Consider the following 21,538-nt stretch of genomic DNA (forward strand, 5'->3'; position numbering starts at 1 on the left):
GCGCGGCTCAGTGCACGAGCCCGCTGACGGCGTGGATCAGCACGCCGACCAGGCCACCGACGATCGTGCCGTTGATCCGGATGAACTGCAGGTCGCGGCCGACGTGCAGCTCGATGCGCCGGGCCGCCTCCTTGCCGTCCCACCGCTCGATCGTGTGGGTGATCACCGCGGTGACCTCGGCGCCGTAGCGCTCGACGCCGAAGACCACGGCGTCGGCGAGGATCCCGTCGATCCGGGCGCGCAGGCGGTCGTCGGCGACCAGGCGCTCGGCGAACGAGCGCAGCTCGGCGAGCAGCCGCGCCCGGACCGCGCCGTCGGGGTCCTGCAGCGACGCCGTGAGCACCCGGCGCAGCGCGTTCCACAGCGAGACGCTCGACGCGAGCACCTGCGGGTGGTCGAGCAGCCGTTCCTTGAGACGCTCGGTGCGCTCCCGGGTCTCGGGGTCCTCCAGCAGGTCGTGGGCCAGCTTGGCCAGCATCGAGTCCAGCGCCTCCCGGGCGTGGTGGCGCGGGTCCTCGCGGATGTCGGCGACCCAGCGCACCAGCTCCACGTGGATGCGGGAGGTGACGGCCTCGTTGAGCCGCGTCGGCGCCCACCACGGTGCCCGCTCCCCCAGGATCTCGGTGACCGTGTCGGGGTTCGCGCTCAGCCAGCCGTGCAGCTCCATCAGCGCCAGGTCGACCAGGCCGTGGTGCAGGTCGTCCTCGAGCACCTCGGTGAGCAGTCCGCCGAGCAGCGGGGCGATCGGCTCCTCGCGGAAGCGAGGGACCAGCGCGTCGGCGATCAGGCTCTCGACGTGCTCCTCGCGCACCCGGCGCAGCGCGACCACCGTCACCTCCGACGCCTCGTCGACGACCCGTTGCGCGTGGGCGGGCTCGCGCAGCCAGTGGCCCACGCGCAGCGAGACCGTGGCGGCGGCGACGCGGTCCCGGACGATCTCCTCGTGCAGGAAGTTCTCACCCACGAACTCCTGCAGGCCCCGACCCAGCTCGTCCTTGCGCTTGGGGATCAGCGCGGTGTGCGGCACCGGCAGCCCGAGCGGGTGGCGGAACAGGGCGGTCACCGCGAACCAGTCGGCGATCGCGCCGACCATCGAGGCTTCCGCGCCCGCGTTGACGTAGCCCCAGAAGCCGTCGGCGCCGAGCGTCAACAGGTAGACCACCGCCGCCAGCAGCAGCAGGCCGACCGCGACCGTGCGCATCCGGCGCAGGGCGCGCCGGCGGACCGCGTCCTGGCCGGGGTCCAGGCTGATCAGCGGCCCCGGCGCTGCCGCGTCGGAGGAGCGGCGGGTCTGGTCGGTCGGCATGGCACTCATCGCGGCGATTGTCGCTCACGACCGCGCACGCTGGGGAGGGAGCAGGCGTGCGGCCGTGCCAGAATGCCCGCCATGTCGCGCACGGTGATCACATTCGGCACCTTCGATGTCTTCCACGTGGGACATCTGAGGGTCATCGAGCGTGCCGCGTCGTTGGGTGACCGCCTGGTCGTCGGGGTCTCCGCCGACGCGCTCAACCTCCGCAAGAAGGGCCGCGAGCCGGTGTTCAGCCAGGCGGAGCGGCTCGAGATCGTCGCCGCCCTGAAGCCGGTCGACGAGGTCTTCGTGGAGGAGAGCCTCGAGCTGAAACGTGACTACATCACCAAGTACGCCGCCGACGTCTTGGTGATGGGCGACGATTGGGCCGGCCGTTTCGACGAGTTCCGCGACATCTGCGAGGTCGTCTACCTGGCTCGCACGCCGGCCATCTCCACCACCGCGCTGATCGAGAAGATCGCGGCCACCCCCTGACCCTCGGGAGACCTCTTGCGACGAACAACCGCTGCCATCCTGCTGATCCTCGGAGTCTCGGTGGCAGGACTGCCCGGCCTGCCCGCGACCGCCGCCACCGGTGCCGCCCCGGCGTCCGTCACCACCCTCACCGACCCGACGTCCGATGCCCTCGGCACTCCCGGTGAGCTCACCGCCGACGAGGCCCGCGCCGCGCTGGCCGAGGTCATCGACCTGGTCGAGCCGAACGGTCCCGGTGCCCGGGTCGACGGCCGGCTGCCCCGGGTCGACCTCACTCTCGCGATGCGCGACCTCGCTCGCGCGCTGCCGTCGCTGACCGGCCGCGACCGCGAGCAGGCCGAGGCGCTGCTCGCCCGGCCCACCCAGGGAGCCAGCGACCCGTACGGCTTCGGCTACACCACCCGCGCGGTGAACAAGTGCGCGAAGAAGATCTGCATCCACTGGGTGAAGAGCACCACGGACGCACCACCCAGCAAGAAGTGGGTCAAGAAGTCGCTGAAGGTGATGAACCGGGTCTGGCGCCACGCGGTCGGCAAACTGGGCTACCGCAAGCCCCCGAGCGACGGCAAGCGCGGCCCCGGGCGCGGCAAGCTCGACGTCTACCTCAAGGATCTCTACAGCGCCGGAGCCTACGGCTTCTGCGCAGCCGAGCGCCGCGCCGGCCGCGGCGGCGCTTCGGGCTACTGCGTCCTCGACAACGACTTCGCCGAGTCGCAGTACGGCGCGCCGCCCATGAAGAGCCTCAAGGCCACCGCCTCCCACGAGTTCTTCCACGCCGTCCAGTTCGGCTACGACTACGCCGAGGACCGCTGGCTGCTGGAGTCCACGGCCACCTGGATGGAAGAGCGCTTCGCCGACAGGGTCAACGACAACCGCCAGTACTTCCCCGCCGGCCAGCTCGGCAAGCCCAGGAGCTCGCTGGACGCGTTCGACCAGACGACAGGCAACCAGTACGGCAACTGGGTGTTCTGGGAGTACCTCAGCCAGCGCCGCGGCGTCGGCATCGTGAAGAAGATGTGGCAGCGCGTCCAGCCCACCCGACGCGGCAACCCCTACTCGGTGAAGGCGCTCCGCGGCCTCCTCGGCAAGCGTTTCGTGCGCACCCTCGCCGCCTACTCGGCAGCCAACACCGCGCCGGCGCGCTACTACTCCGAAGGCAAGGCCTGGCCGGCGGCGCCGGTGGCGAAGAAGTGGAAGCTCGGCAAGACCTCTCGCAAGGCCGCCTACCAGGTGAAGCTCAACCACCTCTCCTCGAGCAGCGTCAAGGTCAAGACCGGCAAGGGTCTCAAGGGCAAGCGGTGGAAGCTGCGGGTCCGCCTCAACGGGCCGGCCCGCGGCGGCAGCCCCGCGGCGTACGTCACGGTCAAGCCGCGCAAGGGCAAGGCACGCCACACCCTGGTGAAGCTCAACCGCAAGGGGGACGGGGCGGCGGCGGTCGCGGTCCGCAGCGGGCGGACGAAGCACGTGACGGTCACCCTGGTCAACGCCAGCACCCGCTACCGGTGCAAGCGGGGCACGACCTTCGCGTGCGCCGGCAAGCCCCTCGACCAGAAGAAGCCCTTCAAGTTGAGGCTGAACATCGTCAAGGCCAAGCGGCGCTGAGCCGAGTCGATTCGCCGGTCTGGGAGGTCAGTGGAAGCCGTGCCGCGCCAGCGGCGCGAGCAGCACACTCTCCTCCCAGGCCAGGTGGGAGCGCATCGTGTCGTCGAGCAGGTCGACCGCGCGCCGCAGCTCGGGCAGCCCGTCGGGCCCCGACACGACCGCGACCAGCGCCCGGTCGACCTCGTCCAGCACCCGGGCGATCACGAGGTGCTCCTCCTCCAGCCGGTCCACCACCGGGGCGAGGCCGGGCTCGCGCGACCGCAGGTGCGGGAACATGCTGGTGTCCTCGATGGTGTGGTGCGTGGTGACCACCCGGCAGTAGGACTCGCAGTAGGCCCCCAGCGTCCAGTTGTTCTGCCGCATCGTCATCTCGTTGATCAGCGACCGAGCCCGCCCGGCGTCGACACTGCCGGCCTCGACCTGCCCGATGAGCGCGTGCAGCTGCTCGAGCTCGGCACGCAGGTGGTCGTGGACGTCGACCAGGTGCTGCGCGGTGGCCCGCTCATGGTCGGTCCAGGCCGGCTCCGGACCCTCGAAGCGGTACGCCGGGCGGGTGCGCTCGTCCCAGGGCGCACGGTCGGCGCGGCGCCGGCCGTCGTCGGGGGTGGGCCGCACCGCCCGCGACACCGCCACCCGCTCCGGGGACGGTGCGGCGGCGGCCGGCTCCGGCACCATCGCCGGCGACCCGGCCCGTGCGGCGTCCACGAGCTGCCGCACCGCGGGCGCCACCTCGGCGCCGAAGCGGCGTACCTCGTCCGGGTCGTCGGTGGCCAGCAGGAACGTGCTGATGCCGTGCTCGAGGGTGAGCCCGGCGAGCTGCTCGGCCCAGTCGGCGGCCGAACCGACCAGCCCGGGTTCGCCCGCGCCGGCGGCCGGGTTGACGTTGTAGAGCCGGCGGATCGCGGCAGGCTCGCGTCCGGCGGCGAGCGCCGCCTCGTCGATGCGGCCGTTGCGCTCGGCCAACGTCTGCGGCGGCACGTAGGCCATGCTCGGCAGCCAGCCGTCGGCCAGCCGCCCGGTGAGCGCGAGCATCCGCGGCCCGATGGCCCCGAGCCAGATCTCGACGGGGTGCGCGGGCGCGGGCCCGGGGTGCACGCCCTGCACCTGGTAGTGCTCGCCGGCCACCCGCACCGAGCGCTGCGTGGTGTCCCACGCGCCGCGGACGACCGCGATCGCCTCCTCCAGGGCGGCCACGGCCTCGCCGGGGCTGCGCCGGTCGCCGCCCGCGGCGGCGATCGCGTCCCAGAAGGCGCCCGCGCCCAGCCCCAGCTCGACCCGGCCGCGGCTGAGCAGGTCGAGGCTGGCCACGGTCTTGGCGAGCACGAACGGCGGCCGCAACGGAAGGCTGGCCACGTTGGGGGCCACCCGCAGGCTCGAGGTGCGTGCGAGCACGGTGGCCAGCAGCGCGAACACGTCGAGGAACCGGGCCTGGTAGGGGTGGTCCTGCACTGTGACCAGCTCGAGCCCGGCGACCTCGGTGAGCGAGGCCAGCTCGAGCACCCGGTCGGGCGCCGCGGCGTCCGGGGTGAGGAAGGTGCCGAACTGGAGGTCGTGGCCGTAGTCGGTCATGTCGTCCATCCTGCCGGGCGTCGCGATGGCCGCGGTGACCGCGGTGACCGCGGTGACCGCCAGCCACTAGCCTGGCCGGGTGGCAGAGCGCAGCGGAGACGCCGGCGGGCGACCCCGGGTGGCGCTGGCGCTGGGCAGCGGCGGGGCCCGTGGCTATGCCCACATCGGCGTGGTGCAGGTGCTGGAAGAACGTGGCTACGACGTGGTCACCATCGCCGGCACCTCGATGGGGGCGCTGGTCGGTGGGCTGCACGCGGCGGGTGTGCTGCCGGCGTACACCGAGTGGGCAGTGGGCCTGACCCAGCGCGACGTGCTGCGGCTGCTCGACCCGTCGTTGAAGGCGCCGGGGGCGATCCGGGCGGAGAAGATCCTGGCCCGGGTGGGCGAGCTGCTCGAGGGACGCCGCATCGAGGACCTGCCGATCCCGTTCACCGCGGTCGCCACCGACCTGCTGGCCCGCCGCGAGGTGTGGTTCCAGCGCGGGCCGGCCGACGTGGCGATCCGCGCCTCGATCGCGCTGCCGTCGTTCATCACGCCGGTGATGGTCAACGGGCGGCTGCTCGCCGACGGGGGCCTGATGAACCCGATCCCGCTGGCGCCCACGGCCTCCGCCCACGCGGACCTGACCGTGGCGGTGTCCCTGGGCGGCGAGCCGGCCGGTCCGTCGGAGCGGGTGCTGGTGCAGGAGTCGGCCGAGCCGCGGCCGGTGGAGGAGTGGCTCGACCGGTTCCGGCGCAGCGCCGCCCAGGTGATGGAGCGCGATCTGGTACGCCGGGTGGCGACCCGCCTGGCCGGCGTACGCGGTGCTTCGGCCGAGGCGGTCGCAGAGGGCACCGCGAAGGGCACCGCGGAGGCGGAGCTGATCGAGGACGTCGTCGGCGAGCTGGTCGAAGGCACGGTCGCGGGCGCCCTGCCCGGTGCGGACGCGCTCGGGGCGCTGCCGTCGGGGCTGAGGATGCTCGACGTCATGGAGCTCTCGCTCGACACGCTGCAGAGCGTGGTCACGCGCTATCGCCTCGCGGGCTACCCGCCGGACCTGCTGGTCACGGTCCCGAAGACCGCCTGCCGCACCCTGGACTTCCACAAGGCCACCGAGATGATCGCCCTGGGCCGCGAGCTGGCCGAGGCGGCCCTGGACCAGCACGAGGCCGCCCAGCAGGGGTAGCCGACCCGTCACTGATTCCCGCCGTTCTGCGGCGTGTCGGGGAACGATCGACGGCTCGCCGGACGGGCGAGACTCGGCGCTAGTCGCCCCAGCCCATCGGGAAGACCTCGAAGGTGGCGGCGAGGGCGGCGCCGCCTTCGAGTCGCTGAGCGGCCTGCCGGGCGAAGCCCTCGAGGAACTCGCGGGGGTCGAAGTTCTCCCAGCCCAGGCCGTCGAGGTAGGCGCGGTGGGCCTCGAGGGAGGCGACGCCGGCGTCGAAGGTGGCGGTGGTGTCGACCGCGTGGGTGGCCTGCGGCGAGCCGGCCGCCCAGACCTCGCGGACACCGTCCCAGGGTTGCAGCCCGTCGGGGGCGAGCTGGTCGGGGAAGACCCAGCGGTTCCCCGCGTCGCGGACCGCGTCGACCACCGCGCGGCCGACGGCGATGTGGTCGGCCTGGTTGAGGTTGCGCCCGCCCCAGGTCTCCCGGAAGTTGCCGGTGACCACGATGTCGGGGCGATGGCGGCGCACAGCCTCCGCGATGGCGCTGCGCAGCGGCAGGCCGTACTCGACCACGCCGTCGCGGAAGCCGAGGAACTCCACGGTGTCGACGCCGACGATCCGCGCGGACTCGACCTGCTCGGCCTCCCGCACCCGGCGGCACTCGTCGGGGTGCAGGCCGTCGATGCCGGCCTCGCCACTGGTGACCATGCAGTAGGCTACGCGCTTGCCCTGTCCGGTCCAGCGGGCGACGGCGGCGGCCGCGCCGAACTCGAGGTCGTCGGGGTGGGCCACGACGCACAGGGCGCGGTCCCAGTCCTCGGTGAGCGGTGGCAGCGGTGCGGGCGTGTCGGCGGTCATCTCACCCAGCCTGCCACGAGCGGGTGTCCCGGGTCAGCCCTGTTGCCGGGGACCAGGCTCGTGGCGGCCCTCGGCGTCCTCCGGTCGACCGTCGGCGTTCTCCGGTCGGTCGTCGGGGTGCTCGGGGTGCAGCCGCTGGACGACCTTCGCGACCTCGCGACGCAGCACCTTGCCCATCAGGTTGGTGGGCAGCTCGGGCACGTGTACGAACCGGCGCGGCACCTTGTAGCCGGTCAGCACCTCGCGGGAGTGGCGCTCCAGATCCTCGAGGTCGATGTGGCGGCCCTCGTGGGGCTGGACCGCGGCGACGACCTGCTCACTGCCCCCGGCCGCGGGCATGCCCACCACCGCGACGTCGGCGACGGAGTCGTGGCGGCGCAGCACCGCCTCGACCTCGCTGGGATAGACGTTGAAGCCGCCGGTGATGATGACCTCCTTGAGCCGGTCGACGACGGTGAGGAACCCGTCGTCGTCCATGGTCACGATGTCGCCGGTGCGGAACCAGCCGTCGTGGAAGGCCTTGGCGGTCTCGTCGGGGAGGCCGCGGTAGCCGGCGAAGACCTGCGGTCCGCGCACGAGCAGCTCGCCCCGCTCACCGCGCGGCACGTCGCGCTCGAGATGGTCGGGGTCGGCGATGCGGATCTCGACGTCGGGGAACGGCACCCCGATGCAGCCGGGCCGGCGGCCGGGGCTCATCGGGTTGCCGACGACGACCGGGGAGGTCTCGGTGAGCCCGTAGCCCTCGACGAGCAGCCCGCCGGTGGCGGCCTCCCACCGGGCGACCAGGTCGGCGGGCAGCGACATCGCCCCGGAGAGGGCGTAGCGGATGCCCTGCAGGGACACCTGGCGGCGCTCTGCCTCGGCGACGATCCGCTCGTAGAGCGGAGGAACGGCGGGAACGAACGACGGCACGTCGCGCTTGATCGCGTCCATGAGCAGACCGATCTCAGGGCGTGGCAGCAGCACGAGCCGGGCGCCGAGGCTGATGCCGAACAGCACGCCGATGGTGAGCCCGTAGGCGTGGAACAGCGGCAGGGCGAGCAGGAACGACTCGCGGCCCTCCTGCAGCCCGGGCACCCAGGCGCGGCCCTGGACGACGTTCGCGACCAGGTTGCGATGGGTGAGCGGGACGCCCTTGGGCACCCCGGTGGTTCCGGAGGTGTAGAGCAGCAGCGCGACGTCCTCGGCGGTGGGTGCCGGGTGGGCGCTGTCGAGCGGCGGCGAACCGGCCAGGTCGCGGAAGGGGATCGTGCTGGGCGCCGGGGCGGTCAGCTCGGCGCGCGCGGCCCTGGCCTTGGCGATCGGCAGTCGCAGGGCGACCCGCTTGGCGAGCGGCAGCTCGTCGGTGAGGTCGACGGAGACGACGTGGTCGAGGGCGGTGTCGGCGCGCAGCTGGTCGACGACCGGCACCGCCTTGTCCCACACGATCGCGACCTTGGCGCCGTGGTCGACGAACGGGTGGCGCAGCTCGGCGGCGGTGTAGAGCGGGTTGTGCTGGACCGCGATCGCCCCGAGCCGCAGCACGGCGTAGAACGCGATCACGTTCTGCGGGCAGCTCGGCATCAGCAGCGCGACGCGGTCACCGGGACCGACCCCGAGCATCCGGAGCCCCTCGGCGACGCGCTGCACGCGGTCGCCGAGCCGGGCGTAGGTGGTGCTGCGTCCGATGAAGTCCAGGGCCGGACGGTCGCCGTGCGCGGCGAGGGTGCGGTCGAGCTGGTCCAGCAGCGTGGTGCTGCCGTAGTCGAGGTGGGCCGGGACCCCGGGTCCGTAGGACGCGACCCAGACGGGCTCCTGCGCTGCCACTGCTCTCCTCCCCGCCGGGGACGGGGGTGTCTCCGGCACCGCTCAACCTACCGCCCGCCCGTCGCCCCTCCCCGCGGCTCCTGGGGATCCTAGGATGGCCCGGCTCGCCGTCGCCGCTCCCGAGGTGCCCTGCCGATGACCCGAACACCGGACCCCACGCCGGACCCGATCCGCGAGGCGCACTCGCAGTGGGTCCGGCACGGCTGGGCCGACGCCGCCGACGGGATGGCGATGGTGACCAGCCTGGTCCGGGCGCAGCAGCTGCTGATGGAGCGGATCGACGCGGTGCTGCGCCCGCTCGGGCTGACCTTCGCCCGCTACGAGGTGCTGCGACTGCTGTCGTTCACCCGCTCGGGGGCGCTGCCGATGACGCGGCTCGGCTCGCTGCTGCAGGTGCACCCGACCAGCGTCACCAGCGCCGTCGACCGGCTGCAGGCGCAGGGGTACGTCGACCGGGTGCGCGACGACGCCGACCGGCGGGTGGTGCGGGCCGCGATCACCGACGCCGGCCGAGACATCGTGGAGGCCGCCACCGACGGTCTCAACGAGGTCTTCCGCGACCCCGGCCTCTCCCCCGACGACGTGTACCGCCTCACCGAGATGCTCACGATCCTGCGCGCCAGCGCCGGCGACACGGTCGCGCCGACCGGTCGATCGTTCCCCGACACGCCGCAAGAGCGCGGGAATCGGTGACGCCTCGGCGAGCAAGCCCCACTCCCGCGACTGCTGGGAGGGGCGCGAGTCTTCCCCTAGTTAGTTGGACGTCCTAGTATTGGTGCATGCCTGAGCTCCACGTGCCCACGAACCCGGTCCGACTCGTGACCGCCTCCAGCCTGTTCGACGGCCACGACGCCTCGATCAACATCATGCGGCGGATCTTCCAGAGCCAGGGGTGCGAGGTGATCCACCTCGGCCACAACCGCTCGGTGCAGGAGGTCGTCGACGCCGCGCTCGAGGAGGACGTGCAGGGCGTCGCGGTCTCGTCGTACCAAGGCGGGCACGTGGAGTACTTCGAGTACCTCGTCGAGCTGCTGCGCGCCAACGGCGCCGGACACGTCAAGGTCGTCGGGGGCGGCGGCGGGGTGATCGTGCGCGACGAGATCGAGCGGCTGCGCAGCTCCGGCGTGACGATCTTCTCCCCCGAGGACGGCCAGCAGATGGGCCTGGTCGGCATGGTCAACTCGGTGGTCCGCGACTGCGACGTCGACCTGTGGCGAGACGGCGCCGTCGGCGCCGACGAGGTGCTCAGCGGCGAGCGGCGGGCGGTGGCCCGCGCGATCACCGGCGTCGAGCAGGGCCGGCTCGGCGACGACGTCCTCGAGCGGCTGCGCGCCGCTGCGGCCTCGCACGCCACGCCGGTGCTCGGCATCACCGGCACCGGCGGCTCGGGCAAGTCCTCGCTCACCGACGAGCTGGTCCGCCGGTTCCGGGTCGACCAGCAGGACAAGCTGCGGGTCGCGGTCGTCGCCATCGACCCCACCCGCCGCAAGGGCGGCGGAGCGCTGCTCGGCGACCGGATCCGGATGAACGCGCTCGACGGGGACCGCGTCTACTTCCGCTCGCTGGCCACCCGCGGTGCGCACGAGGTGCCCGAGCACCTCCACGACGTGATCGCGGTGCTGAAGGCCGGCGGCTTCGACCTGGTCGTCATCGAGACCCCCGGCATCGGCCAGGGCGACGCGGCGATCGTGCCGTTCGTCGACCTCTCGATGTATGTCATGACGCCGGAGTACGGCGCCGCCTCGCAGCTGGAGAAGATCGACATGCTCGACTTCGCCGACGTCGTGGCGATCAACAAGTTCGAGCGCCGCGGCGCCGAGGACGCCCTGCGCGACGTCGGCCGCCAGCTGGTGCGCAACCGGGAGGCGTTCGGCAAGCAGCCCGCCGACATGCCGGTCTTCGGCACCTCCGCGGCCCGCTTCAACGACGACGGCGTCACCGCGCTCTACCAGCACCTGCGCGGGCTGCTCGCCGAGCGCGGCCTCCCCGTCGCCGAGGGCACCCTCGCCCACGTCGACGTGCGGCACTCCTCGAAGGTCGACCAGATCATCCCCGGCGAGCGGGTCCGCTACCTCGCCGAGATCGCCGAGACGGTCCGTGGCTACCACGCCCGCACCGAGGACCTCGTGGCCGCGGTGCGCCGGGTGCAGCAGCTCGAGGCGGCGCGCGCCGCGCTGGGCGAGCGCGACGCCGGCGACCTGCCCGCGGTGCTCGACGAGGCGCGGTCGGCGCTGCCGGCCGAGGCCCGCGACGCGCTGGCCGCGTGGCCGGCCACCGTCGAGGCCTACTCCGGCGACGAGCACACCGTCACCGTGCGCGATCGTCAGATCACCACCCGGCTCACCCGCGAGTCGCTGTCGGGCAACAAGGTGCCGCGGGTGGCCCTCCCCCGCTACGCCGACCACGGCGAGCTGCTGCGCTTCCTGCGCCGCGAGAACCTCCCGGGCCACTACCCGTTCACCGGCGGGGTGTTCGCGTTCAAGCGGGACAACGAGGACCCCGCGCGGATGTTCGCCGGCGAGGGCGACCCGTTCCGCACCAACCGCCGGTTCAAGCTGCTCTCCGAGGGGCAGCCGGCCACCCGCCTCTCGACCGCGTTCGACTCGGTCACCCTCTACGGCCGCGACCCCGACGAGCGGCCCGACATCTACGGCAAGGTCGGCACCTCCGGGGTCAGCGTCGCGACGCTCGACGACATGTCCGCGCTCTACGACGGCTTCGACCTGGTGGCGCCGAGCACCAGCGTCTCGATGACGATCAACGGACCGGCGCCGACCGTGCTGGCGTTCTTCCTCAACACCGTCATCGACCAGCAGGTCGAGAAGTTCCGCGCCGAGCACGACCGCGACCCGGACGACGCCGAGCGCGCCGAGCTGGCGGCGTACGCCGTGCAGACGGTGCGCGGCACGGTGCAGGCCGACATCCTCAAGGAGGACCAGGGCCAGAACACCTGCCTGTTCTCCACCGAGTTCTCGCTGCGCTGCATGGCCGACATCCAGCAGTGGTTCATCGACCAGGGCGTGCGCAACTTCTACTCGGTCTCGATCTCGGGCTACCACATCGCCGAGGCCGGGGCGAACCCGATCAGCCAGCTCGCGTTCACCCTCGCCAACGGGTTCACCTACGTCGAGGCCTACCTCGCCCGCGGCATGGACATCGACGACTTCGCCCCGAACCTGTCGTTCTTCTTCTCCAACGGCATGGACCCCGAGTACTCCGTGATCGGGCGCGTGGCGCGCCGCATCTGGGCGGTGGCGATGAAGGAGCGGTACGGCGCGAGCGAGCGCTCGCAGAAGCTGAAGTACCACGTGCAGACGTCGGGCCGCTCACTGCACGCGCAGGAGATGGACTTCAACGACATCCGCACCACGCTGCAGGCGCTGATCGCGATCTACGACAACGCCAACAGCCTGCACACCAACGCCTACGACGAGGCGGTGACCACCCCGGGCGAGGAGTCGGTGCGCCGGGCGCTGGCGATCCAGCTGATCATCAACCGCGAGTGGGGCCTGGCGATGAACGAGAACCCGCTGCAGGGGTCGTTCGTCATCGACGAGCTCACCGACCTGGTCGAGGAGGCGGTGCTGCGCGAGTTCGAGGCGATCAACGAGCGCGGCGGCGTGCTCGGCGCGATGGAGACCGGCTACCAGCGGGGCCGGATCCAGGACGAGTCGATGCTCTACGAGCACCGCAAGCACGACGGGTCGCTGCCGATCATCGGCGTCAACACCTTCCGCCGCCCGGACCGCGACGGGGAGGGCACCCCCGAGCACGTCGAGCTGGCCCGCGCGACCGAGGCGGAGAAGCGCTCCCAGCTCGACCGGGTGCACGCGTTCCAGGCCGAGCACTCGACCGAGGCCGAGGCCGCGCTGGCCCGGCTGAAGGAGGCGGCCACCTCCGGGGAGAACGTCTTCGCGGTGCTGATGGACGCCGCCCGGGTCTGCTCGCTGGGCCAGGTCACCGAGGCGTTCTTCGAGGTCGGCGGGGCCTACCGGCGGAACGTCTAGTCACCCCACGACCTTGCCCGCTCCTCCGCTGCGCTCCCCCGCGGACAAGCCCGCGGGGGCCCCGACGTCTCGGGCTGGTCGGGCTCGCAGAACCTCATGGAAGATGCATGACTGACGCCGACCCAGCCTGCGAGCGGGAGCGACCGCGTGTATCGAAACCTACGACTGGAGGTTCATGAACATCCGCCCCGCCGTGCGCGTCGTCTCCCTGGTCCCCTCGATCACCGAGGCGCTGGCCACGGTCCGACCCGAGGCGCTGGTCGGTGCGACCGACTGGTGCACCCACCCGGCGGACCTCGACGCCCGCGGCGTCACCCGGGTGCGGGGCACCAAGAACCCCGACCTGGCCGCGATCCGCGCGCTCGAGCCCGACGTGGTGGTGGCCAACAAGGAGGAGAACCGCGAGCTCGACGTACGCCGGCTGCGCGAGGCCGGCGTCCGGGTCTGGGTGAGCGAGATCGAGACCGTCCCCCAGGCCGCCGCGGCGTACGACGAGCTGTTCGGCGAGGTGCTCGGCTGGCCGGCGCCGGGGTGGCTGGAGCAGGTCCGCGACCGGTGGTGCGGGCCGCTGCCGCCGGTGCGGGCCCGGGTGGCGATCCCGGTGTGGCGCGACCCGTGGATGGTCGTCGGCAGCCGCACCTTCACCGGCGACCTGGCGCGCCGGCTCGGCTGGGAGAACGTCTTCGCCGCCCACGAGGACCGCTACCCCCGCGTCGAGGTCGCCGAGATCGAGGGGGCCCGGCCCGACGTGGTGCTGCTGCCCGACGAGCCCTACCGGTTCACCGACGCCGACGGGCCCGAGGCGTTCACGACCGCGACCGAGCTGGTGAGCGGTCGGCTGCTCACGTGGTACGGCCCGTCGCTGGTGGAGGCCGCCGACCGGCTCGGCTGACCTCGTCGCCGGCCGGGCGGCTCACCGCTGCCGCAGCGTCGCCCAGACCCGCTTGCCGAGGCCGACCGGGACCACGCCCCACTCGACCGAGAGGGCCCCGACCACGGTGAGGCCGCGGCCGCTCTCGTCGGCGCCCGACGCCTCGCGCGGGGACGGGTCGCGGGACTCCTCGTCGACCACCGCCACCAGCACGCCGTCGGGGCCGTCGGGACGCAGCTCGAGCGCCGCGGAGCCGCCGCCGTGGGTGAGCGCGTTGGTGGCCAGCTCGCTGACCACCAGGTCGACGTCGTCGGCGAGACCGGGCAGCCCCCAGCGTTCGAGGTGGGCGCGGGCGAACCTGCGGGCGGCAGCGACCTCGCGAGGGGTGTCGAGGGTGAGCCGGACCTGGAGGGGCGCGTCGGTGACGCCGAACTCGGCGACCAGCAGCGCGACGTCGTCCTCGGAGCCCGGGCCCACGCGGGTGAGGATCTCGTCGGCCAGGCACTCGACGCCGCGGCCCGGCTCGGCGACCACCTGACGCACCAGGGCCGCCCGGGCCTCGCTCTGGTCGTCGGGGTAGCCGCCCCGTCGCTCGACCAGGCCGTCGGTGTAGACGACGATCCGGTCACCGGCCTTGGCCTGGCCCGCCGTGACCGGCCAGGTGGCGTCCGGCACGCCCAGCGGGGGGCCACCTTCGATGTCGGCCTCGGCGACGACGCCGTCGCGGCAGTAGACCGGGAGCGGGTGGCCGGCGCGGGCGAGGGCCACCTCGCCGGAGGCCGGGTCGAGGCTGACCAGGAAGCAGGTGACCAGCACGCCCTGCTCCTCGACCAGCCGGTTGGTGCGCTCGAGCGCGGCACCGATGCCGTGCCCCTCGGCCAGGTAGGCGTGCAGTCCCATGGAGATGCGGCCCATCACCGCGGCGGCGGCGATGCTGTGGCCCTCGACGTCGCCCACGACGAGGTTGACCCGGCCGTCGGGCCCGATCACCACGTCGTACCAGTCGCCGCCCACCTCCGCCCCGGTGGCCGCCGGTGCGTAGCGCACCGCGACCGCGACCCCGGGCAGCTGCGGCACCAGGCTGGGCAGCAGCGAGCGCTGCAGGGTGGCCGAGGTCGCCATCGCCGCGCGGGCGCGTCGCTGCAGCTCGGCGCGCGCCTGTCGCTCGGCGCGTTGCAGCCGCAGCCGCTCCAGCGTCGAGGCCAGCTGGTCGGCCGCCGCCGCCAGCGTGCTGCTGCGGACGGCGCAGCTGCCGAGGGGTTGCCGGCAGGCCAGCACCAGGCCGCCGCGGGTGCGCTCGGAGACGACCGGGAACGCCGCGAGCGCCGCGAGGTCGGGCAGCGCGCGCAGCAGCCGGGGGTGCCGCCGGGCCAGCTCGTCGGGGTCGACCAGCCAGACCGGCGCCCCGCTGGGCACCCCGACCGGCACTGCCAGCACCTCGTCGGTCAGCGCCGCCACCGCCGCCTCCCAGGCCGCGCGCTCCTCGCCGCCCGGCGGCAGCCGCTCGCCGCCGAGGGTGCGCAGCTCACCGTCCTCGGGGAGCAGCAGCGCGAGCATCACGGCGCCCGCGGGCATCGCGAGCAGCTCGTGCACGGCGGCGAGCGCCTCCTCGAGGGACCCGGCCCGGGCCAGGCGGGCCGTGGCCTGCTGCAGCGCCGCCATCTCGGCAGCGGCGCGCTCGGCCTCCTCGGTGGCGGCGACCTGCGCGGCGAACGCGCGGGCGTTGCTCACCGCGACCGCCGCGTGGGCGGCGACCGCCTCCACGAGCTCCTGCGCCTGCTCGCCGAACCGGCCCGGCTCGGAGTGGCCGAAGAGCAGCGAGCCGATCACCCCGCCGTCGCGGGCCACCACCGGCACCGCCAGGTAGGAGCGCAGCGGCAGGTGCCCCCGCGGGAGGCCGGCGAACCCGGGATGGGCGTGCAGGTCGTCGACCCGGACCGAGCCGCTGCCGGCGAAGGTCGGCTCGAACAACGCGGTGATGCGCGGGGCCGGCATGTGCGCGAACGACTCGACCTGCGCGCCGGAGAGCACGTGGAGCCGGTAGCCCTCGCCGGCCTCGTCGACGGTGTTGTAGAAGAAGGCCCCGAACGTGGCGCCGCTGACCGCGGTCGCGGTGTCGGTGACCGCCTGCAGCACGGCGCCGAGGTCGAGCTCGGAGTTGATGGTGGCCGCGAGCGAGGCGATGGACGCAGCGCCGACGGCGCCCCCGCCGCTGCCTGCCGCCACCTGTCCCCCTTGCTCCGGCCCGAGGCGGGGCGCACACTCGCGACACCCGGCGGCCCGAGCTCCGCTCCGCTGGTGGGACAAGAGTACGAGGTCCGGGGCCCGCCGGCGGTCGGGTTCGGCCAACTGCCGGCGGGCCTTCCGTGCCCCTTGTGCCGCGGCCCAGGAGCCTGGCGTCGCGCCGGGGCTCGTCGACCGGGCTCACCCCGGATCCGGGCTCAGATGAACAGCAGCTGCGCCCCGTCGGTGATCTCGATGAAGTCCGAGGCGCTGATGATGCCCTCGACCTCGTCGAAGAGGTCGTCCTCGGTCAGCTTCATCATGTCGGCCGACATCCGGCAGGCCCACAGGTGGCCACCGGAGTCGGCGATCTGCTGGAGGAACTCGGGCACCTCGGGCACCCCGAGGTCGGCGATCTGCTTCTTCATCATCTTCGTGGTCGCCGCCGTCACGCCGGGCATCCCTGCCAGACCCTGCGGCATCGAGACCCCGAACCTGCCCGGCGGGTGCATCGCGGTGTTGCCGATGTAGGAGAACTTCAGGTCGCCCATCGTCAACTTGTTGATCATGTCGAAGCCCCAGAACGTGAAGAACAGGTGCGTCTCCACGCCCTCCCCGAGCGCTGCGTTCGCGAGGATCAGGCCCGGGTAGGCCATGTCGAGGTTGCCCTTGGAGCAGATGATCGCGAGCTTGCGGTCGGTCTCGTCGTCGTCGAAGGACGGCACGATCGGGGTCTGGTCGGTGGTCATGGCGGTCTCCTCGACGCTCACACGCAGCCGCGGGGCTTGGGCAGGCCGGCGATGTAGGCCATCTTCTTGGCCGGCTTCTTGGGGAACAGCGTGAACAGCTGCTTGGTCGGGATGCCGGCGACGGTGGAGACCCGGCGCAGCGTCGCGGTCTCGCCCTGCTCGGGGAAGTCGCTGCGCAGGAACCTGATCGCGGCCCAGTGCTCGTCGGTCATGTCGACGCCGATCTGGGCGGCCAGCTCCTTGCCCAGCTCCTCGCTCCACTCGTCGTACACGGTCATGAAGCCCTCGTCGTCGACGTGCACCTCGTGTCCGCCGATGGTGGTGGTGGGCATGGTCAGTCCTCCTGGGTGTGGGTGGTGGCGGCGGCCGGGGGTCGCTTCCCGACCATGCTCATGTGCGCGGGCAGCGGCATCGGGCGGCCGGGCAGCAGCACGTTCCAGTAGATCCACCGGAACGCGAGCTTGCCGGCGTGGTTGGCCCGGGTCTCCTTGAGCAGGTCCATGGGCCCGACCCCCGGCAGCGGGTACTTGCCCGGCAGCGGCTCGGTGTCGTAGTTGAAGTCGATGAGCAGTGCCTTGTCGTCACCGGACTCCACGAAGCAGTTGGCGTGTCCGTCGAAGGAGCCGGTCATCGGGCGGCCGGCGATGTGCTCGAGGAAGTTGCCCACGAACACCTCGGTGGCGAAGTGCGCGACCGACCCGGCCTTGGACGTCGGGATGTCGCTGGCGTCGCCGACCGCGAAGATGTCGTCGTACTTCTTCGACAACAGCGTGTGCTTGTCGACCGGCACGAAGTTGAGCTCGTCGCCGAGCCCGGACCGGGCGACGAAGTCGGCGCCCATGTTCAGCGGCACGGTGACGAGCAGGTCGAACGGCACCTCGCGCTCGTCGTAGGAGACCAGCACCTTGCGCTCGGGGTCGACGCTCTCGACCATGAAGTCGGTCTCGACGTGGACCTTGCGCTCCTCGAGCATGCCGCCGAGGTGCTCGGCCGCGACCGGCTTGGTGAAGGCGCCGTCGAGCGGGGTGACGTAGACGATCTCCACCCGGTCCCGCAGCCCGCGGGCGCGCAGCCACGCGTCGGCCAGGAAGGTGAACTCCAGCGGCGCCACCGGGCACTTGATCGGCATCTCGGTGATGTGGACGACCAGCCGGCCCCGGTCGAAACCGTCGAGCGCGTCGCGCAGCGCCTCGGCACCCTCGAGTGTGTAGAACTCGAAGATGCTGCGGTGCCACTCCTCCTCCATCACGCCCGGGGTCTGGTCGGGCCGCGGCGTGGTGCCGCTGGCGATGACCAGCTGGTCGTAGGCCAGCGTCCGGCCGTCCTCCAGATGCACCTGGTGGGCGTCGGGGTCCACCCGGTCGACCTCCGCGAGCACCAGCTCGACGCCGTCGGGCAGGAACGCGTGCCGGGACCGGACGACCTGGTCGCGGGTGTAGGTCCCGAACGGGATGAACAGGTAGCCGGGCTGGTAGTGGTGGGCGTCGTCGCGGTCGACGACGGTGATCGCCCAGTCGTGCCGCCCCAGCTTGGCGCGCAGCTTGTTCGCGATCATGGTGCCGGCCGTGCCGCCACCGAGGATGACCAGGTTCTTCATGAGGGACTCCCGACGGATGGGTGTTCCTCGAAACTAGGACCCCCCGGGGGGATCGAACAGGATCCTTGGTCCCCAGCGGAGGATGACCTAGGTCACTGCCGGCGACACCGTCAGCCGGTCGGCGTCGGCGAGGTCTGCTGCCGCTTGTCCATCGCCTTCTTGACCAGCGAGACGGCGCGGCGCGGGGCCACCTTGATCGCCACGCTCATCAGCAGCGCGTCGAGGCCCACATAGATGTGCAGCCGGTTCTTCTCGATGCCGTCGAGCATGATCCGGGCGGCCTTGTCGGCCGAGGTCATCGGCACCTTCGACCCCTCGGCATCCCCCATGCCGGCCGGCCCGGCGACACCCGAGTGGGCGGTGATCGCGGTGTTGACCGCCCCGGGCATGATCACCGAGACCCGCACGTGGGTGTCGAGCAGCTCGGCGTAGAGGCCCTCGGTGAGCAGCTTGACCGCGGCCTTGCTGGCGCCGTAGATCGTCTGCCCGGGGAACGGGAAGAACCCGCCCATGCTGGAGACGTTCGCGATGTGCGCCTCGGGACGCTCCAGCAGCAGCGGGAGGAAGGCGCGGGTCAGCTGGAGGGTGCCGCTGAAGTTGACGTCCATGACGCGCCGGATCGCGGCGTCGTCGAGCTCGGCGACCGGCACGAACGGCTGGATGATGCCCGCGTTGTTGAGCAGGCCGTCGACGGCGCCGTGCGCGGTGAGGACCGCCCGCGGCAGCGCGTCGACGCCGTCCCGGTCGGTGATGTCGAGGACGTGCGTCGAGAGCCGCTCCCCCGCTCCGGCCAGCGCGGCGGTCTCCGCCAGGGCGTCGCCCCCGAGGTCGACCGCGGCCACGCGAGCACCGCGCCGCAGCAGCTGCAGCGTGAGCTCGCGGCCCATCCCGTTGCCGGCTCCGGTCACGACCCAGACTGATCCGTCGATCTTCATGGTGCGTCTCCTCGGTTGGGTCCGATCACGACGGGTCGCGCCAGGTGGCCCAGGGCGCGCTCGACGACCTGTCGAGCACTCGCGGGATCGAGCTCGGTGACCACGATCCCGTAGGCCATCCGCTGCGCGAGCAGCACGTCGTCGACGCCGAGCAGGGGGTCGACCAGGCCCGCGTCCTGGGCGCGGAGCAGCGGCGGCTCGATGAGGGCGCGCAACCGCTCGCCCCCGTCGTACTCGGGCCGGCTGCGGCGGGCCTCGACGACCATCTCGACGAAGGCGGCCTCTCGGACGGTGAGGTCGAGCAGCCGCGACCAGACGCGGGCGAACGCGTCGGGGGCTGGGTCGTCCGCGAGGGCCTCGAGCTCGGCGAAGTTCTCCTCGAACACCGCGAAGGCGAGGTCGAAGCGGCTCGGGAAGTGCCGGTAGAGCACCCCCTGGCCCACGCCGGCGTCGCGGGCGATCGCGTTGAGGGGCACGTGGTAGCCGCGCTCGGCGAACAGCCGGCGGGCGGAGGCGAGGATCGCACGGTGGTTGTCGGCGGCCGCGGCCGGGCCACGGTTGCCCTCGCGAGTGGTCACGGGCATGCTGGCACTGTACCTACCGGACAGTGCTGTCCGGATCAGCGAAGGAGACCGCCGTGACCCAGGACCAGACCACTCAAGCCACCGACGAGACGCTCGGCGCGACGTCCGGGCAGGCGACCGGCCAGCCCTTCGACAAGGCCTACGACGTCGTCGTCGTCGGCTCCGGCGCCGCCGGGATGGCCACCGCGATGGGCGCCGCCGAAGACGGGCTGAGTGTGCTGATCCTGGAGAGCACGGCCTCCTGGGGCGGCAACACGGCGATGTCCGGCGGCGGCATGTGGCTGCCGAACAACCCGCTGATGGCCCGCGAGCACGTCGGCGACTCCCGCGAGGAGGCTCTGGCCTACCTCGAGGCCACCGTCGGTGACGAAGGCCGGGCCACCTCACGAGAGCGCAAGGAGGCGTTCGTCGACGGCGTCGCCGACTTCGTGCTCACCGCGGAGAAGTACGGCGTGGAGCTGGTGCGGGCCCCCGACTACGCCGACTACTACCCCGAGCTCCCCGGCGGCAAGATCGGCCGCGCCCTCGAGGTGAAGCCGTTCGACGTCAAGCGGATCGGGTCGTGGTGGGAGACCTGCCAGGCACCGGCGGCGATCCCGGCCAAGACCGACGACGTGTGGCTGCTGGGTCGAGCCTGGTCCACCCCGAGCGGCTTCGCCCGCGGAGCGCAGCTGGTCTTCCGCACGCTCGGCGGCGTGGCCCGGGGCAAGAAGCTCGCCGGCATCGGCGCCGCCTGGGCCGCCGCGTTCCTCGACGTCACCGTGCAGCAGCAGGGCGCGCAGCTCTGGCTGGAGGCCCCGCTGGAGGAGCTGCTCGTCGACGGCGACCGGGTGGTCGGCGTGCGCACCACCCGGCACGGACGGCCGGTGCGGGTCCGGGCCCGCCGCGGAGTGATGCTCGCCGCCGGTGGCTTCGACCACAACGTCGCCTGGCGCCGCGAGCACCACGGCATCGACGGCGCCCCCTCGGGCGCACCAGGCAATCTCGGTGGCGCCATCGAGCTGGCCACCGGCGCCGGCGCCGCCCTCGAGCTGATGGACGACGCGTGGTGGGGTGCCTCCCTGGCCGCCCCGCCCGGCGGCGCCCCGTCGTTCCTGGTCGGCGAGCGCTCCTACCCCTACTCGATCATCGTCGACCGCCACGGCGACCGGTTCGCCAACGAGTCGGAGTCCTACGTCGACCTGGGCCACCACATGCTCGACCATGACAAGGAGGGCCCGTACTGGATGGTGGCCGACGCCCGGCACGCCCGCCGCTACCTGCGGATGTTCGCGCTCGACCCGCGCGTCAACAAGGCGATGGCCGAGGCCGGCATCATGGTCAAGGCCGACAGCCTGGCCGAGCTGGCCCGTCGCATCGACGTCGACCCGACCCGGCTGCAGGACACGGTCGACCGCTTCAACGGCTTCGCCCGCGCCGGCGTCGACGGCGACTTCGGCCGCGGCAACTCGGCGTACGACCGCTACTACAGCGACCCCACCGTGCACCCGAACCCGAACCTGGGGGCGCTGGAGAAGGGCCCGTTCATGGCCTACCGGCTGGTGATCGGCGACCTGGGCACCAAGGGCGGCGTGGTCACCGACGCCGACGCCCGGGCGCTGCGCGAGGACGGGTCGGTCATCGAGGGGCTCTACTCCGCGGGCAACTGCTCGGCCTCGGTGATGGGCCGCACCTACCCCGGGCCCGGGTCGACGATCGGCCCCGCCGCGGTCTTCGGGCTGCGCGGCGCCCGGCACATGGCTCGCGGCTAGGAGACCGCTGAACAAGGCGCCATCTGGGCGGCGTTGACGGGGTGGGCGGCGGGCG

At 72.7% G+C, this 21,538-nt stretch carries 17 protein-coding genes; 7 read left to right on the top strand and 10 right to left on the bottom strand.

From position 1 onward, the window contains the following. Positions 1 to 7: 7 nt before the first annotated feature. Positions 8 to 1,315: a DUF445 domain-containing protein gene (locus D6B71_RS19320; RefSeq protein WP_240641573.1), complete on the bottom strand. Its 1,308-nt coding sequence runs from the start codon at positions 1,313 to 1,315 to the stop codon at positions 8 to 10. A 72-nt stretch (positions 1,316 to 1,387) separates the two neighbouring features. Between D6B71_RS19320 and D6B71_RS19325 the strand changes: the two genes are divergently transcribed. Both D6B71_RS19325 and D6B71_RS19330 read left to right on the top strand, forming a co-directional pair. Continuing rightward, complete coding sequence (locus tag D6B71_RS19325) at positions 1,388 to 1,786, top strand: FAD synthase family protein (RefSeq protein ID WP_121258139.1); 399 nt, start codon at positions 1,388 to 1,390, stop codon at positions 1,784 to 1,786. Between the two features lie 60 nt (positions 1,787 to 1,846). After that, positions 1,847 to 3,388, top strand: coding sequence for an MXAN_6640 family putative metalloprotease (locus D6B71_RS19330; RefSeq protein WP_121258141.1), 1,542 nt, complete (start codon positions 1,847 to 1,849; stop codon positions 3,386 to 3,388). Between the two features lie 27 nt (positions 3,389 to 3,415). Here D6B71_RS19330 and D6B71_RS19335 read toward each other — a convergent pair whose 3' ends face one another. Beyond that, positions 3,416 to 4,957 (bottom strand): LLM class flavin-dependent oxidoreductase, encoded by a 1,542-nt coding sequence (locus D6B71_RS19335; protein WP_121258143.1) that lies wholly within the window; start codon positions 4,955 to 4,957, stop codon positions 3,416 to 3,418. A 79-nt stretch (positions 4,958 to 5,036) separates the two neighbouring features. Between D6B71_RS19335 and D6B71_RS19340 the strand changes: the two genes are divergently transcribed. Next, entirely contained in the window at positions 5,037 to 6,122 is a 1,086-nt protein-coding gene (locus D6B71_RS19340) for a patatin-like phospholipase family protein (protein ID WP_206051854.1), read from the top strand. A gap of 79 nt (positions 6,123 to 6,201) precedes the next feature. On the opposite strand, the gene D6B71_RS19345 is transcribed toward D6B71_RS19340, so the two are convergent. Together D6B71_RS19345 and D6B71_RS19350 are read right to left on the bottom strand one after the other, a co-directional pair. Beyond that, positions 6,202 to 6,960 (bottom strand): PIG-L deacetylase family protein, encoded by a 759-nt coding sequence (locus tag D6B71_RS19345; RefSeq protein WP_121258147.1) that lies wholly within the window; start codon positions 6,958 to 6,960, stop codon positions 6,202 to 6,204. Positions 6,961 to 6,993: 33 nt separating this feature from the next. After that, on the bottom strand, positions 6,994 to 8,766 hold the full coding sequence (locus D6B71_RS19350; protein WP_121258149.1) for a long-chain-fatty-acid--CoA ligase: 1,773 nt from the start codon (positions 8,764 to 8,766) through the stop codon (positions 6,994 to 6,996). A 135-nt stretch (positions 8,767 to 8,901) separates the two neighbouring features. Between D6B71_RS19350 and D6B71_RS19355 the strand changes: the two genes are divergently transcribed. The 3 genes from D6B71_RS19355 (at position 8,902) to D6B71_RS19365 (ending at position 13,665) form a co-directional block, all read left to right on the top strand. Next, positions 8,902 to 9,459, top strand: coding sequence for a MarR family winged helix-turn-helix transcriptional regulator (locus D6B71_RS19355; RefSeq protein ID WP_121258151.1), 558 nt, complete (start codon positions 8,902 to 8,904; stop codon positions 9,457 to 9,459). Between the two features lie 86 nt (positions 9,460 to 9,545). Further along, a complete protein-coding gene (gene icmF / locus D6B71_RS19360) occupies positions 9,546 to 12,773 on the top strand; it encodes a fused isobutyryl-CoA mutase/GTPase IcmF (protein ID WP_121258153.1) in 3,228 nt (1,075 codons plus the stop codon). Between the two features lie 175 nt (positions 12,774 to 12,948). Continuing rightward, entirely contained in the window at positions 12,949 to 13,665 is a 717-nt protein-coding gene (locus D6B71_RS19365) for a helical backbone metal receptor (protein WP_121258155.1), read from the top strand. A gap of 21 nt (positions 13,666 to 13,686) precedes the next feature. Here the strand turns inward: D6B71_RS19365 and D6B71_RS19370 are convergent, their stop codons facing one another. The 6 genes from D6B71_RS19370 to D6B71_RS19395 form a co-directional block, all read right to left on the bottom strand. Next, positions 13,687 to 15,870: a SpoIIE family protein phosphatase gene (locus D6B71_RS19370; RefSeq protein WP_164519746.1), complete on the bottom strand. Its 2,184-nt coding sequence runs from the start codon at positions 15,868 to 15,870 to the stop codon at positions 13,687 to 13,689. A 215-nt stretch (positions 15,871 to 16,085) separates the two neighbouring features. Further along, positions 16,086 to 16,616 carry a DsrE/DsrF/DrsH-like family protein gene (locus D6B71_RS19375; protein WP_121258158.1) on the bottom strand — a complete coding sequence of 177 codons (531 nt, stop codon included), beginning with the start codon at positions 16,614 to 16,616 and terminating at the stop codon, positions 16,086 to 16,088. Positions 16,617 to 16,633: 17 nt separating this feature from the next. Next, complete coding sequence (locus D6B71_RS19380) at positions 16,634 to 16,948, bottom strand: TusE/DsrC/DsvC family sulfur relay protein (protein WP_121258160.1); 315 nt, start codon at positions 16,946 to 16,948, stop codon at positions 16,634 to 16,636. A 2-nt stretch (positions 16,949 to 16,950) separates the two neighbouring features. Continuing rightward, on the bottom strand, positions 16,951 to 18,213 hold the full coding sequence (sqr, locus tag D6B71_RS19385; protein ID WP_121258162.1) for a type III sulfide quinone reductase, selenoprotein subtype: 1,263 nt from the start codon (positions 18,211 to 18,213) through the stop codon (positions 16,951 to 16,953). A 110-nt stretch (positions 18,214 to 18,323) separates the two neighbouring features. After that, positions 18,324 to 19,148 carry an SDR family NAD(P)-dependent oxidoreductase gene (locus tag D6B71_RS19390; RefSeq protein WP_121258164.1) on the bottom strand — a complete coding sequence of 275 codons (825 nt, stop codon included), beginning with the start codon at positions 19,146 to 19,148 and terminating at the stop codon, positions 18,324 to 18,326. Next, positions 19,145 to 19,732 carry a TetR/AcrR family transcriptional regulator gene (locus tag D6B71_RS19395; protein WP_121258166.1) on the bottom strand — a complete coding sequence of 196 codons (588 nt, stop codon included), beginning with the start codon at positions 19,730 to 19,732 and terminating at the stop codon, positions 19,145 to 19,147. Before D6B71_RS19395 ends, D6B71_RS19390 begins: the two co-directional genes overlap by 4 nt. Positions 19,733 to 19,785: 53 nt before the next feature. Here D6B71_RS19395 and D6B71_RS19400 point away from each other — a divergent pair, with 53 nt between their 5' ends. After that, positions 19,786 to 21,483, top strand: coding sequence for an FAD-dependent oxidoreductase (locus D6B71_RS19400; protein ID WP_240641576.1), 1,698 nt, complete (start codon positions 19,786 to 19,788; stop codon positions 21,481 to 21,483). Positions 21,484 to 21,538: the final 55 nt, after the last annotated feature.

It is taken from the genome of Nocardioides ferulae (assembly GCF_003660455.1).
Taxonomy (GTDB): domain Bacteria; phylum Actinomycetota; class Actinomycetes; order Propionibacteriales; family Nocardioidaceae; genus Nocardioides; species Nocardioides ferulae.

Coding starts and splice junctions, on each gene's coding strand:
- D6B71_RS19320 (WP_240641573.1), bottom strand. CDS start 1,315: ATGAGTGCCATGCCGACCGACCAGACCCGCCGCTCCTCCGACGCGGCA.
- D6B71_RS19325 (WP_121258139.1), top strand. CDS start 1,388: ATGTCGCGCACGGTGATCACATTCGGCACCTTCGATGTCTTCCACGTG.
- D6B71_RS19335 (WP_121258143.1), bottom strand. CDS start 4,957: ATGACCGACTACGGCCACGACCTCCAGTTCGGCACCTTCCTCACCCCG.
- D6B71_RS19345 (WP_121258147.1), bottom strand. CDS start 6,960: ATGACCGCCGACACGCCCGCACCGCTGCCACCGCTCACCGAGGACTGG.
- D6B71_RS19355 (WP_121258151.1), top strand. CDS start 8,902: ATGACCCGAACACCGGACCCCACGCCGGACCCGATCCGCGAGGCGCAC.
- icmF (WP_121258153.1), top strand. CDS start 9,546: ATGCCTGAGCTCCACGTGCCCACGAACCCGGTCCGACTCGTGACCGCC.
- D6B71_RS19365 (WP_121258155.1), top strand. CDS start 12,949: ATGAACATCCGCCCCGCCGTGCGCGTCGTCTCCCTGGTCCCCTCGATC.
- D6B71_RS19375 (WP_121258158.1), bottom strand. CDS start 16,616: ATGACCACCGACCAGACCCCGATCGTGCCGTCCTTCGACGACGACGAG.
- D6B71_RS19380 (WP_121258160.1), bottom strand. CDS start 16,948: ATGCCCACCACCACCATCGGCGGACACGAGGTGCACGTCGACGACGAG.
- sqr (WP_121258162.1), bottom strand. CDS start 18,213: ATGAAGAACCTGGTCATCCTCGGTGGCGGCACGGCCGGCACCATGATC.
- D6B71_RS19390 (WP_121258164.1), bottom strand. CDS start 19,148: ATGAAGATCGACGGATCAGTCTGGGTCGTGACCGGAGCCGGCAACGGG.
- D6B71_RS19395 (WP_121258166.1), bottom strand. CDS start 19,732: ATGCCCGTGACCACTCGCGAGGGCAACCGTGGCCCGGCCGCGGCCGCC.